We start from the raw sequence: 14,024 nt of genomic DNA, 5'->3' as shown, positions 1-14,024 counted from the left end.
TCAGCCGTCAGCCGTCAGTGGAAGAAGTGCCGCGTCCCGGTGAAGTACATGGTCACGCCGGCCTTCTTCGCGGCCTCCACGACCAGTTCGTCACGGACCGAACCGCCCGGCTGGACGACCGCCCTGACCCCGGCCCCGGTGAGGATCTCCAGGCCGTCCGGGAAGGGGAAGAACGCGTCGGACGCCGCGTAGGCGCCCCGCGCGCGCTCCGCGCCCGCCCGCTCGACGGCGAGCTTCGCGGAGTCGACGCGGTTGACCTGGCCCATGCCGACGCCGACGGAGGCGCCGTCCTTGGCGAGCAGGATCGCGTTGGACTTCACCGCGCGGCACGCCTTCCACGCGAACGCCAGCTCGGCCAGCTCGTCGGCGTCCAGCGCCTCGCCGGTGGCGAGGGTCCAGTTGGCCGGGTCGTCGCCGTCGGCCTGGAGGCGGTCGGTGACCTGGAGGAGGGCGCCGCCGTCGACGGGCTTGACCTCGACCGGGTTTCCGGGGCCCTCGGGGCAGCGCAGGACGCGGATGCCCTTCTTCTTGGTGAGGGCGTCGAGGGCGCCCTCCTCGTAGTCCGGCGCGACGATGACCTCGGTGAAGATCTCGGCGACCTGCTCCGCCATCTCCCTGCTGACCGGCCGGTTGACGGCGATCACACCGCCGTACGCGGAGAGCGGGTCGCACGCGTGGGCCTTGCGGTGCGCCTCGGCGACGTCCGCGCCGACGGCGATGCCGCACGGGTTGGCGTGCTTGATGATCGCGACGCACGGCTCGGCGTGGTCGTACGCGGCACGGCGGGCGGCGTCCGTGTCCGTGTAGTTGTTGTACGACATCTCCTTGCCGTGCAGTTGCTCGGCCTGCGCGAGGCCGCCGGTGCCGTCGACGTAGAGGGCGGCGGGCTGGTGCGGGTTCTCGCCGTAGCGGAGGGTGTTGCTCCGCTCCCAGGTGGCGCCGAGGAAGTCGGGGAAGGCGGAGTCGTCCACGGGCGCGTACTCGCTGGCGAACCAGCCCGCCACCGCGACGTCGTACGCCGCCGTGTGCCGGAACGCCTCCGCGGCGAGCCGCTTGCGGGCGGCGAGGTCGAAGCCGCCCGCGCGGACGGCGGCGAGCACGTCGGCGTACCGGTCGGGGCTGGTGACGACGGCGACGGACGGGTGGTTCTTGGCGGCGGCGCGGACCATCGACGGGCCGCCGATGTCGATCTGCTCCACGCACTCGTCGGGTGAGGCGCCCGAGGCGACGGTCTCCCGGAACGGGTAGAGGTTGACGACGACCAGGTCGAACGGCTCGACCCCCAACTCCTGGAGCTGGCGCTGGTGCTCGGGGAGCCGCAGGTCGGCGAGGATGCCCGCGTGCACCCGGGGGTGCAGGGTCTTGACCCGGCCGTCCAGGCACTCGGGGAAGCCGGTCAGCTCCTCGACCTTGGTGACGGGGACACCGGCGGCGGCGATACGGCCCGCGGTGGAGCCGGTGGAAACCAGCTCCACGCCCGCCTCGTGCAGGCCGCGGGCGAGGTCCTCAAGGCCCGTCTTGTCGTAGACGCTGACGAGCGCGCGCCGGATCGGCCGCTGGGTGCTCCCGTTGCTCTCGGCGGTCACTGGATAACTACCTTTCGTCCCTCAATGCGATAGCCGTTGCGGGCGAGCCGCCCCACGACCTCGACGAGCAGCCTTCGCTCGACTTCCTTGATGCGCTCGTGCAGAGCGCTCTCGTCGTCCTCGTCCCGGATCTCCACCACGCCCTGCGCGATGATCGGTCCGGTGTCGACGCCGTCGTCGACGAAGTGGACGGTGCAGCCGGTGACCCGGGCGCCGTACGCGAGCGCGTCACGGACGCCGTGGGCGCCGGGAAAACTGGGCAGCAGGGCCGGGTGCGTGTTGACGAACCGCCCCCCGAACCGGGCCAGGAACTCCTTGCCGACGATCTTCATGAACCCGGCGGAGACGACGAGGTCGGGCTCGTGCGCCGCGACCGCGTCGGCGAGGGCGGCGTCCCACTCGTCCCGGGAGGCGAAGTCCCTGACCCGGCACACGAAGGTCGGCAGCCCGGCGCGTTCGGCCCGCGCGAGCCCCTCGATGCCGTCACGGTCGGCGCCTACGGCCACGATCTCGGCGCCGTACGCGTCGGCACCCGTGGCGTCGATGGCGTCGAGCAGCGCCTGGAGGTTGGTGCCGGATCCGGAGACCAGCACCACGAGGCGCTTGGCACTCCTGGCCACGGGCTTGGCGGCCACGGTGGGGCCCTTTCTCGGGACAGCGTCTTTGTATGGTCGTACGAATGCTTCGCGCCCCTCGATACGGGGAAGTGTACGAAGCGGCCGACCGTCAGCAACGATACCGGCACACCGGGCGGCCCCCACGGGACGGGGGCGTGGCCGGAAGGTAGCGTCTGGGAGGAGTGCGTTCGGGAACGCGGCCGGGGGACGGCGCGTTCTCGTAGTGACAGCTCACAGCAGACAGCCGTATCGCCTAGGGGAAGACGCTCACTTGATGCCGGACCGCAGCCTGCGACTCCTCACGCTCCCCCCGCAGTCGGTGCTGGGAGGGGAGCGCAGCGGCGTGGTGGCGCTGCGGGAGCGCCCCGCCTCACCGCCCGACGCGTCCGAGGGTGACCAGCGGGGCGACCAGCCCGGTGACCAGCGGCGCGGCGCTGGTCAGGAGGACAATCCCTTCGCGCCGCCGCCGGAGGGCACGCCCGACCAGCCCTGGCAGCCGCGTCGGCCGACCGGTTCGGACGAGGGCTCCGACGACTCGGGCTCCGGCGACTCCGGGGGCGGCGGTCGCTCCCCGTGGGGCAGCCGCTGGAGCGACCGGCAGCCCGGCCGCTCCCAGGGCGGCGGCTTCGGCGAGCGGCCCGGCAGCTCACCGGAGGGCTCCGGTGGCAACGGCCCCAGCTCCGGCAACCCGCGCTGGGACCCGACCGACCCGGCCCAGCGGCGCGCGCGGTACGCGTTGCTGGGCGGCATGTGGGCCTTCTTCTTCGCCCTGTTCAGTTGGCCGTACGCGGCGCTGCTGCTGGGGGCGCTCGCCCTGTACTGGGGCATCAGCGCGCTGCGCGCCAAGCCGCGAGGCGCCGACCCCGACGCCCCGGCCGCCGAGCCCCCGGCCCGCCCGCAGACCGCCGCGGCGATCAGTGGCCTGGTCACGGCGTCGCTGGCGCTGGCCCTGGTCGCGGCGTCCTTCGCCGCGCAGCTCGTCTACCGCGACTACTACACCTGCCGCGACGACGCCCTCACCAACGAGGCCGCCAGGCGTGCAGCAAGCTCCTGCCGGAGGAGTTGCGGGGGGTGCTGGGGACGGAGGGCTGACCCCGGGTCCCGTTCTGGGGCGGTGTCAGGGGGCGCGGTCCGAAGGGCTGGCGGGCTGGCCGCCTGGCTTGCGGGCGACCCCGAACCAGGCGGCGAGGGCGGCGATACGGCTCCGCCGGGGGGCGGGGGGAGCTGCGGGAGTGGCAGAGGCGGCGGGGGTGGCAGGGGCGGTCGGGGTGGCAGGGGTTGCGGGGGTGGCAGGGGTTGCCTCCGCGCCTTCTCCCTGATCCGGGTTCCTCTCCTCCTGCCCCGGCTCGCTCGCCGCGGGCGCCTTCTCCGGTCCCGGCTCGCCCGCCGCGGGCGTCCCGGCCACGCCCCGGCGCCACCAGCGCCTGCGACCAGCCACCGGCGGTGGTGACGTCACTGGCGGTGGTGACGTCACCGGCGAGGGCGTCGGTGCCGGGGATGGCGTTGGCACCGGGGATGGCGTAGGTGCCGGGGATGGCGTTGGTACCGGGGACTGCTTCGGAGCCGGGGGCTGCTTCGGTGCCGGGGACCGCTTCGGTGCCGGGGACCGCTTTGGTTCGCGGCAGCGCCACGCCCGTACGCCCGCCGCCACCGGTACCGCCACCGTCACCGTCCACAGCAGGGTCGCGGCGCCCACCTGCCACCACACGGGGCCGAAGCGGGCGAGGGCGGCGACGCCCAGGGGGCCGCCCGCGCAGGCGGCGAGGGCGGACATGGCGGTCGCGCAGAGCAGCGCGGCCAGGACGGTGGCGGTGACGGTCCGGCCGCGCGGCCAGGCAGCCGTACGGTCACCGCCGCGCGGTGCGGCAACCCCCGCCACGTACCACCCCACCGCCACCGCGCTCACCACCGGCACCACCAGCACCGCCCAGCGCAACGGCGTCCCCGCCCCCTCCCCCGGCACCGCCGCCAGCAGCGGGAACGGCGGCAGCAGGGGGGCCGGGGCGGCGGCCAGCGGGCTGGTGACCCGGCCGACGCCGAGACAGAAGCCGGGGCCGAGGGCGTACGCGGCGCCCCACACCGCCGCGTTCGGGACCAGCGCGAGACAGAGCAGCAGCACCGCGAACCGGCCGGACAGGCCCTCCGTCAACTGGAGGAAGGCCGTCCGCGTCGCCCCGCCGTGCCACGCCAGCGACAGGGCCACCAGCAGCGCCCCGCCTCCGACGGAGGCCGCGACCCCGGCGCCCGCGCCCCGCACCGCCGCCTCGTACCGCTGCCGCGCCGCCGCGCCGAACAGCCGTCGGCGCACCCGGCGCGGCACGCGCACCAGCACACCGTCCACGGGGTGCCGGGGTCGGCCGTACGCCGTCCACACCCCCGACGCCGCCGCGCCCACGGCGAGCAGCGGCAGCAGCGCGAGGGGCCACCGCCACGCGGGCCGCAGGTCACCGCCCGCCGCGTACAGCAGGGCCGCGCCGCCGACGGTGAGGTAGCCGAGGACGACGCCCGCCCACGCCGTACGCCCGGAGACCGGCACGACGGGGGCGCCGTCGTCGCCGCCGTCCACCGCGTCCCGCGCCGCCCGGTGCACCAGCCACACCGGCAGCGCGAGCAGCAGCAACGGGGTGACGCCGACCGGGGCGGGGACGCCGGAGAGGGTGTCGACGCGGACCAGGTCCGCGCCGTGCGCCAGCAGCCAGAGCGCGGCGGCGACGTGCAGCGCCGCGCCGGGTCCGCTGTCGGGGTACGGCGAGCTGATCCACAGCACCGTCGCCAGCACCGCGAACACCGCGAGACCCAGCCCCGCCGCGACCGCGCCGCCCACCAGACCGGCGACCAGCCCGGACGGCCGTCGACTCATCCGGGTGAGCAGCGGCGGCAGGGGGGTGCGGAGGGACGGCGGCGGGCGGTGTTCGGGGGTCGGGATCACGCCGCCATGCTGCCAACGACACGCGCTTTTCCGTCGTAACACGTGAACCCCCGACGTGTCACTCAATATGTGTTTATGTACTTTTTCGCACGAAAGGGCCTCCGGTGACGCAGAGCCCCGCCACCCCGCTCCCGCCCCCCAAGGAACGCCGACGCCTGCGCGACGCGGCGGGGTTGACGCAGGCTCAGCTCGCGGCTCGGGTGGGGGTCAGCCGTGCGACGGTACGGGCGTGGGAGACCGGCCGCACCACTCCGCTCGGCCGCAAACGGGAGGCGTACGCGAGGCTGCTCGCGGAGTTCGCCGCCAGGCCCGCGCCCGCGAAGAGCCCCGCGCCCGCGGTGAGCCTGGAGAAGCAGCACACCCGCGCGGAGACACCGGCCGAGCCCACGCTCACCCCGCCCCTGACCCCACTGACCTCCCCGACCCCGCTGACGGCCGCTCAGGCCTTTGACGCCCTCTACGCCTTCTGCGCCCCCGCCCTCGTACGGCAGACCTATCTGCTCACCGGGCGCCGGGAACTGGCCCGGGAGTCGGTCGAGCGGGCCTTCCAGCAGGCGTGGGACCGCTGGCCCGAGGTGGCCGTCGACCGGGACCCGGCGGGCTGGGTGCGGGCGGCGGCGTACGAGTACGCCCTCTCCCCCTGGCACCGCTTCCGCCCCCGCTACCGGCACCCCGAGCCCCCGCCCGCCAGCCCCACCCACCGCGCCCTGCTGGACGTCCTCCTGGACCTCCCGCCGTCGTACCGCCGCACGCTCCTCCTCTACGACGGCGTCGGCCTCGACCTGCCGGAGACCGCCGCGGAGACGGAGGCGAGCACCAGGGCGGCGGCCAGCCGCCTGCTGCGCGCCCGCGAGGCCGTGACCACCCGGCTCCCGGACCTCACCGACCCGGCCGTCCTGCACCGCCGCCTCGCCGAACTGGCCTCCACGGAACGCCTCCGCGCCGCGAAGCCCCCCACCGTCCGCGCCTTCAGCGAACGCCGGGCCCGCTTCTGGACCCGCGCCGCCATCGCCTTCACCCTCACCCTCATCAGCGCCACCACCCTCTCCCTGCGCACGGCCCCCACCCGGTACGAGCCACCGGTGCCGCCTGGCGAGACGGTCCAGGGGGTGCCTCCACGCTCGGCCCCCGGGCCCCTGTCGGAGGAGGCGCTGGAACTCCGCGAGAAGCTGAGGAGGACGACGGAGAGCGGCCCGGAGCGACTCCTGCCGGAGCCCCGGTGACGTGGCTGGCGCCCGGCGCGACGGGCGAGAACGCCGGTGGGCCCGCCACCCCACAGGTGAACGGGCCCACAAACGGTCAACCGGGGTCAACCGAGGAGAACTCAGGCGCTCAGGATCTCCCGCGCCAGCTTCGCCGTCTCGGTCGGCGTCTTGCCGACCTTGACGCCCGCCGCCTCCAGCGCTTCCTTCTTCGCCTGGGCGGTGCCGGACGAGCCGGAGACGATGGCACCGGCGTGGCCCATGGTCTTGCCCTCGGGCGCGGTGAAACCGGCGACGTAGCCGACGACCGGCTTGGTGACGTTCTTCGCGATGAAGTCGGCGGCCCGCTCCTCCGCGTCGCCACCGATCTCACCGATCATCACGATCAGGTCGGTGTCCGCGTCGGCCTCGAACGCGGCGAGCGCGTCGATGTGCGTGGTGCCGATGATCGGGTCGCCACCGATGCCGACGGCGGTCGAGAAGCCGATGTCCCGCAGCTCGTACATCATCTGGTACGTCAGCGTGCCGGACTTGGAGACCAGCCCGATCCGGCCCGGCTTGGTGATGTCACCGGGGATGATGCCGACGTTGGACTGGCCGGGCGTGATGATGCCGGGGCAGTTCGGGCCGATGATGCGGGTCTTGTTGCCCTTCTTGCCCGCGTACGCCCAGAACGCCGCCGTGTCGTGCACGGCGATGCCCTCGGTGATCACGACGGCCAGCGGGATCTCGGCGTCGATGGCCTCGACGACGGCGTCCTTGGTGAACTTCTCCGGTACGAAGATCACGGAGACGTTGGCGCCGGTCTTCTCGATGGCCTCGGCGACCGTCCCGAAGACGGGTACCTCGGTGCCGTCGAAGTCCACGGTCTGCCCCGCCTTGCGCGGGTTCACGCCGCCCACGACGTTGGTGCCGTCCCCGAGCATGAGCTTGGTGTGCTTCATGCCCGTGGCGCCCGTCATGCCCTGGACGATGACCTTGCTGTCCTTGTTGAGCCAGATAGCCATGGTGTGTTGGTGTCCTCGTCCTGAGTGCTTACTTGGCGGCGTGGGCCAGCTCGGCGGCCTTGTCGGCCGCGCCGTCCATGGTGTCGACGCGCTGGACCAGCGGGTGGTTGGCGTCGGTGAGGATCTTCCGGCCCAGCTCGGCGTTGTTGCCGTCGAGACGGACGACCAGCGGCTTGGTGACCTCCTCGCCGCGCTCCTCCAGCAGCTTCAGGGCCTGGACGATGCCGTTGGCGACCTCGTCACAGGCGGTGATGCCACCGAAGACGTTGACGAAGACGGACTTGACGTCCGCGTCGCCGAGGATGATCTCCAGGCCGTTCGCCATCACCTGGGCGGAGGCGCCGCCACCGATGTCCAGGAAGTTGGCGGGCTTGACGTTGCCGTGCTTCTCACCGGCGTACGCGACGACGTCCAGGGTCGACATGACCAGGCCCGCGCCGTTGCCGATGATGCCGACCTCGCCGTCGAGCTTGACGTAGTTGAGGTTCTTCTCCTTGGCGGCGGCCTCCAGCGGGTTGGCCGCGGCCTTGTCGTGGAGCTCCTCGAAGTCCGGGTGGCGGAACTCGGCGTTGTCGTCCAGCGACACCTTGCCGTCGAGGGCGATGACGTCCCCGCCCGCGACCTTGGCCAGCGGGTTCACCTCGACCAGGAGGGCGTCCTCCTTGATGAAGGTGTCCCAGAGCCTGACCAGGACGTTGACGACCTTGTCCGCGACCTCGGCCGGGAACTTCGCGGCCTCGACGATCTCGCGGGCCTTGGCCTCGTCCACACCGTCGATCGGGTCGATCGGCGTCTTGGCGACGGCCTCCGGACGGGTGGCCGCCACCTCCTCGATCTCCACGCCGCCCTCGACGGAGGCGATGGAGAGGAAGGTGCGGTTGGCACGGTCGAGGAGGAAGGAGACGTAGTACTCCTCGACGATCTCCGGCGCGGTCTCGGCGATCATGACCTTGTGGACCGTGTGGCCCTTGATGTCCATGCCGAGGATGTCCGTCGCCCGGGCGACGGCCTCGTCCGCGCTGGCGGCCAGCTTCACGCCACCGGCCTTGCCGCGACCACCGACCTTCACCTGCGCCTTGACGACGGACTTGCCGCCCAGCCGCTCGGTGATCTCGCGCGCCGCCTCAGGCGTGTCGATGACTTCACCGGCCAGCACCGGTACATCGTGCTTGGCGAAGAGGTCCCTCGCCTGGTACTCGAACAGGTCCACGCGCTTCCGTCCCTATCAGTGATCTCGCGGTTCGTTGGATGCGTGGGCGTGCCGCGAAGGGCAACGTGACGACGTCCGCTGTGTCACAAGGGAAGCGCACACGGTGTCCGAGGGCGCGGCATGTCCGTCTCGCAGGTTATCCCCGCTCGGCGAAGCTCTCTAAATCGCATCTCACACGTGAGCGGTGATACCTGTCACATGATGCCGGACTCACTGTCACCCCGTGCCGCCGGAGAGGCGCCTCACCGGGCCGCTGGCGCCGCGGTGAGGCCCCTGACCTGCGGCGGCTCGGACGCCGCGGGCCCCCCTAGGCCACGTCCGGTATCGGCAGCGGGCGCTTCTCTATCGCCGCCGCCATCACCTCCGGGAAGAGGTCCGGCGTGCAGGCGAACGCCGGGGCGCCGAGGCCCGCGAGCGCGGCGGCGTGCTCGCGGTCGTAGGCGGGCGCCCCCTCGTCGGAGAGCGCGAGCAGCGTCACGAACTGCACCCCGGACGCCTTCATCGCCGCGACCCGCTTCAGCATCTCGTCGCGTATGCCGCCCTCGTAGAGGTCGCTGATGAGCACCACGACCGTGTCGGCCGGGCGGGTGATCTGGGACTGGCAGTAGGCCAGCGCCCGGTTGATGTCCGTGCCGCCGCCGAGCTGGGTGCCGAAGAGGACGTCCACCGGGTCGTCCAGTTGGTCGGTGAGGTCGACGACCGCCGTGTCGAAGACGACCAGCCGAGTGCTGATCGACCGCATCGACGCCAGCACCGCCCCGAACACCGACGCGTACACCACGGACGCCGCCATCGACCCCGACTGGTCGATGCAGAGGACGACCTCCTTCTTCACGGACTGCGAGGCGCGCCCGTACCCGATCAGCCGCTCCGGGACGACCGTGCCGTACTCGGGCAGGTAGTGCTTGAGGTTGGCCGCGATGGTGCGGTTCCAGTCGATGTCGTGGTGGCGGGGCCGGTTGACGCGGGCGCTGCGGTCGAGCGCGCCGGTGAGCGTGGCCCGGGTGCGGGTGGCTAGCCGCTTCTCCAGGTCCTCGACGACCTTGCGCACCACGGCGCGGGCCGTCTCCTTCGTCGTCTCGGGCATCGCCTTGTTGAGGGAGAGCAGCGTGCCGACGAGGTGCACGTCGGCCTCCACGGCCTCCAGCATCTCCGGCTCAAGCAGCAGCGTGGACAGCCCGAGCCGGTCGATCGCGTCCCGCTGCATGACCTGGACGACGGAGGACGGGAAGTACGTCCGGATGTCCCCCAGCCAGCGCGCCACGGACGGCGCCGACGCCCCGAGCCCCGCCGACCGGTCCTTGCCCGTCCGCGGCTTGTCACCCTTGCCGTAGAGGGCGCTCAGCGCCCCGTCCATCGCCGCGTCCCGCCCGCTCAGTCCGCAGCCGATGCCGTCCGCGGCGTCCCCACCGAGCACCATCCGCCACCGCCGCAACCGCTCCCGCCCGGCGCCAGCCACGTCGGCCGTCATACCCCCACCTCCACGAATCCGTGCTCCTCGCCGCCGCCCGTCACTCCGGCGGCCTCATCCCTCGCCCACGCCAGCCGCGCCACCGGCCGCACGCCACCCGTCCGCCCGACGCCGACCACACCCGCCGTCACACGCCCACCTCCACAAGCCCGTGCTCCTCGCCACCACACGTCGCTCTGGGGCCGTCGTCCGTGGCCCACGCCAACCGCGCCACCGGCCGCACGGCACCTGTCCGCACGGCGCCAGCCACGTCGGCCGTCATACCCCCACCCCCACGAGCCCGTGCTCCTCGCCACCGCCCGTCGCCCCGGCGGCCTCGTCCAGCCCCAGGAGCAGTCGCACCACCGGCACTACGGCGTCCGCCCGAGCGGTGTCCAGGTCCGGTGCGAAGCCCGGTATCCCGGTGCCCGTGGCCCGTGCCCGGGTCGGCTGGCCGGGTGCGCGGCGCACCAGCTCCCCGAGGGTGCGGCGGACGCCGGGTTCGTACGCCGAGAAGGTGCGCCGCAGCAGCGGCAGCACGTCCGTGAACGCCTCCGCCGTCACCCCGGTCAGCCAGCCGTCGATCAGCCCGAGCAGCCGTTCGTCGTGCACGAGGAGCATCCCGCCGCCGCCTCCGCCGACGAACCCCTCGATCCACGCGGCGGCGTCGGCCGGTGGCGTCCCCGGCGACAGCGCGAGCCCCATGAGCCGCGCCGCGTCGGCCGCCTCCAGCTCCCCGTCGTCCAGCAGCAGCCGCACCGCCCGCCCCCGGATCACGCCGGGCACGCTCTCCCGCGCGCACAGCAGCCGCAGCACGACGTGCCACCGCCCGCGCAGTCCGGCGTGGGACGGGGCCGCCGCCTCCACGGCGTCCCCGAGCAGCCCCACCGCGCCGTGCACCGCGTCGACATGGCGCCGCATCTCGTCGGCGGCGTCCGCGTCGAGCGCGGCGCAGGCCGGGGGCAGCCCGACGAACACCCGCTCCGCGAGGCCCGCGGCGACCTCCGTCAGCGCCCCCGTGCCCGTGCCCCGCACGTCGCCGTAGCGCAGCGAGCGCACCAGCGCGGGCAGCGCCTGCGCAAGGTGGCCGACGTCCGCGTCCAGCGCGGCGCGGTCGGCGAGGACCCGCATCACCGCGGGCAGCGCCTCCGCCAGGTCGGCCAGCAGACACTGCTCGGCGAGCCCGGTGACCTCCGCGAGGCCCTGCGCGGTGGTGGCGTCGGCCTCCGCCTTGGCGGTCGCTGCGGCCAGTACGGTCGTCCCCCACACCCCCGCCTCAGCGACCCGCACGGACAGCTCGGGCTCCCAGCGCAGCCGCCAGGTCTCCCGGAAGGTGCCCGTGCTGCCCCGCGAGGATGCCGGTTCGCCCCAGCCGACGCCGAGCAGCCGCAGCCGATGCAGCAGTCTGCTGCGCTCGCCGTCGGTCTCCTTGCGCAGGTCGAGCTCCAGCTCCCGCTCCAGCGCCTCCGGCTTGAGCCGCAGCCGCCGCTGCAGGCGGGTCAGGTCCCGCTGCAACGGCACCGCGGGCGCCGACGGCGGCACCTCCCCCAGCACGTCCCCGACCACCAGCCGGTCGTGCACCAGCGCCAGCGGCACGTCCGAGCCCTCGCACATCACCGCCCGCACGGCGTCCGTGGACTCGCTGAGGCCGGGCAGCGGACGGCCCCGCATCGCGGCGAGCGTCTCCGCCAGCCGCACCGCCTCGATGACGTGCGCGGAGGACACGATCCGGTCCTCCTCGCGGAGCAGCCCCGCGACCTTGGTCAGCCACCGCTCGACCGGCCGGTCCGGCGCCCCGAACAGGTGCCCGTACCAGCCGGGCGAGTCGATGCCCGCGCCGTACCCGCTGGCCCGCGCCAGCCTGCGGTGCGTCCACGGCACCCACGTCATGTCCGTCTTGACCTTGGGCAGCCCCTTCAGCAGCGCCCGGTCCGCGGCGACGGTGGTCCTGCGGCGCAGCGCGGGCACGTGCCACGCCCCGCACACCACGGCGACGTCCTCCCCGAACTCCTTCCGCGCCGCCCGCAACTGGAGGCGCATGTGGGCCTCGCGCACCAGGTCCCGGTCGTCGCCGCCGCTGCCGTACGTCTCGCGCAGCGCCGCCATCGCCTCCTCCAGCGCGGTGAACGGCGCGTACGCGTCCCCCGTGCCGACGCCCCGGTGCTCGACGACGTCCTCCCACCAGCGCTCCGGGTCGTCGTAACCGGCGGCCTCGGCAAGCACGGCGAGGGGGTCCACGCGGACGTCGGCGGCCGGGGGTCCGGCGTCCCCGGTGTCCGCGCCGGGCGCGGCGGCGCCCGTGTCCGGGGCGCCCGTCGCTGTCTCCGTGTCCGCGTCCGCGTCCGCGTCGGGGGCGGAGGCGGGGGCGGAGGCGGGGGCGCCCGTCCCCTCCTCGGGCGCCCCTCCCCTCTCCCACGCCAGCGAGTGCGTCGCCGGGAGGTCGATGAAGTGGGCCGGGACGCCGTGCTCCAGCGCCCAGCGGATGGCGACCCACTCCGGGGAGAACTGGGCCAGCGGCCAGAAGGCCGACCGGCCGGGTTCGTCGACGGCGTGGGCAAGCAGCGCGACCGGGGGCCGCATCTCCTCGTCGGCGGCGAGCGGGATCAACGCGTCGGCCTCGGGCGGCCCCTCGATCAGCACGACGCGGGGCCGCGCCGCCGCCAGCGCCGCCCGCACGGCGCGCGCCGACCCCGGCCCGTGGTGCCGTACCCCGAGCAGCAGCGGCCTCGCCGGGCCGCCGCCGCCCGTCCTCTCCTCAGCCCCGTCCACACCGTCCCCCTTTGGGTTTGGGCTTGGGCCAGCCCAGGTCGTCGTCCCCCCGTGCCCCGTACGGCGCGCCGGTCATGCGCTCACCTCCCGGCAGGCCCGGTAGAAGTCCTTCCAGCCGTCCCGCTCGCGGACGACCGCCTCCAGGTACTCCTGCCAGACCACCCGGTCCGCCGCCGGATCGCGGACGACGGCGCCGAGGATGCCCGCGGCCACGTCACCGGAGCGCAGCACGCCGTCGCCGAAGTGGGTGGCCAGCGCGAGTCCGTTGGTGACGACGGAGATGGCCTCGGCGGTGGACAGGGTGCCGCTGGGCGACTTGACCTTCGTCCGCCCGTCGGCCGTGACCCCGCCGCGCAGCTCACGGAAGACGGTGACGACGCGGCGGATCTCGTCGATGCCGTCCGGCACGGCGGGCAGGTCCAGCGAGCGGCCGATCTGCTCGACGCGCCGCGAGACGATGTCGACCTCCGCCTCGACGCTCTCCGGCAGCGGCAGCACCACCGTGTTGAAGCGGCGGCGCAGGGCGCTGGACAGGTCGTTGACGCCGCGGTCGCGGTCGTTGGCGGTGGCGATCAGGTTGAAGCCGCGGACCGCCTGCACCTCCTGCCCCAGCTCCGGTATCGGCAGGGTCTTCTCCGACAGGATCGTGATCAGCGTGTCCTGTACGTCGGCCGGGATACGGGTCAGCTCCTCGACCCGTGCCGTCATCCCCTCCGCCATCGCCCGCATGACCGGGCTGGGCACGAGGGCCTCGCGGCTGGGGCCGTGGGCGAGCAGTTGCGCGTAGTTCCAGCCGTACCGGATGGCCTCCTCCGGTGTCCCGGCCGTGCCCTGCACCAGCAGGGTGGAGTCGCCGCTGACCGCGGCGGCCAGGTGCTCGGACACCCACGTCTTGGCGGTGCCGGGGACGCCGAGCAGCAGCAGGGCGCGGTCGGTGGCGAGTGTGGTGACGGCGACCTCGACGATACGGCGCGGGCCCACGTACTTCGGTGTGATCACCGTGCCGTCCGGCAGGGTGCCGCCGAGCAGGTACGTCGCCACGGCCCACGGCGACAGCTTCCAGCGGGCCGGGCGCGGCCGGTCGTCCTGCGCGGCCAGCGCGGCGAGTTCGGCCGCGAAGGCGTGCTCGGCGTGCGGTCGCAACGCCTCGCCCGGCTCGTCTCCCCGCTGGTGCGCGGCTGCTGGTTCGACGGACGTCGGTTCAACGGACACAGACATGGCTGAGGCCCCCTCAAGCTCGGCCGGTTCGGATCT

10 protein-coding genes and 1 pseudogene are annotated in these 14,024 nt (G+C 73.9%); 2 read left to right on the top strand and 9 right to left on the bottom strand.

Translation table 11 applies throughout. The features are described from left to right. Window positions 1-14: 14 nt before the first annotated feature. Both purH and purN read right to left on the bottom strand, forming a co-directional pair. On the bottom strand, window positions 15-1,586 hold the full coding sequence (purH, locus tag ACFQZ6_RS22035) for a bifunctional phosphoribosylaminoimidazolecarboxamide formyltransferase/IMP cyclohydrolase (RefSeq protein ID WP_381611687.1): 1,572 nt from the start codon (window positions 1,584-1,586) through the stop codon (window positions 15-17). After that, complete coding sequence (gene purN, locus ACFQZ6_RS22030) at window positions 1,583-2,221, bottom strand: phosphoribosylglycinamide formyltransferase (RefSeq protein ID WP_381611685.1); 639 nt, start codon at window positions 2,219-2,221, stop codon at window positions 1,583-1,585. The genes purH and purN overlap by 4 nt, the downstream gene beginning before the upstream one ends. Window positions 2,222-2,477: 256 nt before the next feature. Between purN and ACFQZ6_RS22025 the strand changes: the two are divergent. Next, window positions 2,478-3,295 (top strand): annotated as a pseudogene (locus ACFQZ6_RS22025) (hypothetical protein). A gap of 25 nt (window positions 3,296-3,320) precedes the next feature. Here ACFQZ6_RS22025 and ACFQZ6_RS22020 read toward each other — a convergent pair. Beyond that, window positions 3,321-5,063 carry a cell division protein PerM gene (locus ACFQZ6_RS22020; protein WP_449334083.1) on the bottom strand — a complete coding sequence of 581 codons (1,743 nt, stop codon included), beginning with the start codon at window positions 5,061-5,063 and terminating at the stop codon, window positions 3,321-3,323. A gap of 173 nt (window positions 5,064-5,236) precedes the next feature. On the opposite strand from ACFQZ6_RS22020, the gene ACFQZ6_RS22015 reads away from it, so the two are divergent. Continuing rightward, entirely contained in the window at window positions 5,237-6,355 is a 1,119-nt protein-coding gene (locus ACFQZ6_RS22015; protein ID WP_381611681.1) for a sigma factor-like helix-turn-helix DNA-binding protein, read from the top strand. A 101-nt stretch (window positions 6,356-6,456) separates the two neighbouring features. Here the strand turns inward: ACFQZ6_RS22015 and sucD are convergent, their stop codons facing one another. From sucD to ACFQZ6_RS21985, 6 genes are all read right to left on the bottom strand, one after another. Beyond that, window positions 6,457-7,341, bottom strand: coding sequence for a succinate--CoA ligase subunit alpha (gene sucD / locus ACFQZ6_RS22010; protein WP_381611679.1), 885 nt, complete (start codon window positions 7,339-7,341; stop codon window positions 6,457-6,459). Window positions 7,342-7,369: 28 nt separating this feature from the next. Then, a complete protein-coding gene (gene sucC, locus ACFQZ6_RS22005; RefSeq protein ID WP_381611678.1) occupies window positions 7,370-8,551 on the bottom strand; it encodes an ADP-forming succinate--CoA ligase subunit beta in 1,182 nt (393 codons plus the stop codon). A 307-nt stretch (window positions 8,552-8,858) separates the two neighbouring features. After that, window positions 8,859-10,022, bottom strand: a complete 1,164-nt coding sequence (locus ACFQZ6_RS22000) for a VWA domain-containing protein (RefSeq protein WP_381611676.1) — start codon at window positions 10,020-10,022, stop codon at window positions 8,859-8,861. Next, complete coding sequence (locus ACFQZ6_RS21995) at window positions 10,019-10,153, bottom strand: hypothetical protein (protein WP_381611674.1); 135 nt, start codon at window positions 10,151-10,153, stop codon at window positions 10,019-10,021. The genes ACFQZ6_RS22000 and ACFQZ6_RS21995 overlap by 4 nt, the downstream gene beginning before the upstream one ends. Before the next feature lie 127 nt (window positions 10,154-10,280). Continuing rightward, window positions 10,281-12,770, bottom strand: coding sequence for a DUF5682 family protein (locus ACFQZ6_RS21990; RefSeq protein WP_381611672.1), 2,490 nt, complete (start codon window positions 12,768-12,770; stop codon window positions 10,281-10,283). A gap of 72 nt (window positions 12,771-12,842) precedes the next feature. After that, window positions 12,843-13,988, bottom strand: a complete 1,146-nt coding sequence (locus ACFQZ6_RS21985; protein WP_381611670.1) for an ATP-binding protein — start codon at window positions 13,986-13,988, stop codon at window positions 12,843-12,845. Between the last annotated feature and the right edge of the window lie 36 nt (window positions 13,989-14,024).

Source organism: Streptomyces flavalbus (genome assembly GCF_042674625.1).
Classification (GTDB): domain Bacteria; phylum Actinomycetota; class Actinomycetes; order Streptomycetales; family Streptomycetaceae; genus Streptomyces; species Streptomyces flavalbus.
The sequence above is the reverse complement of the archived record's forward strand: the minus strand, read 5'-3'. Positions and strand labels throughout refer to the sequence as shown.

Bases quoted from the DNA above. Each gene is read 5' to 3' on its own strand.
- ACFQZ6_RS22000 (WP_381611676.1), bottom strand. From the start codon at position 10,022: ATGACGGCCGACGTGGCTGGCGCCGGGCGGGAGCGGTTGCGGCGGTGG.
- ACFQZ6_RS22020 (WP_449334083.1), bottom strand. From the start codon at position 5,063: ATGAGTCGACGGCCGTCCGGGCTGGTCGCCGGTCTGGTGGGCGGCGCG.
- sucD (WP_381611679.1), bottom strand. From the start codon at position 7,341: ATGGCTATCTGGCTCAACAAGGACAGCAAGGTCATCGTCCAGGGCATG.
- ACFQZ6_RS21985 (WP_381611670.1), bottom strand. From the start codon at position 13,988: ATGTCTGTGTCCGTTGAACCGACGTCCGTCGAACCAGCAGCCGCGCAC.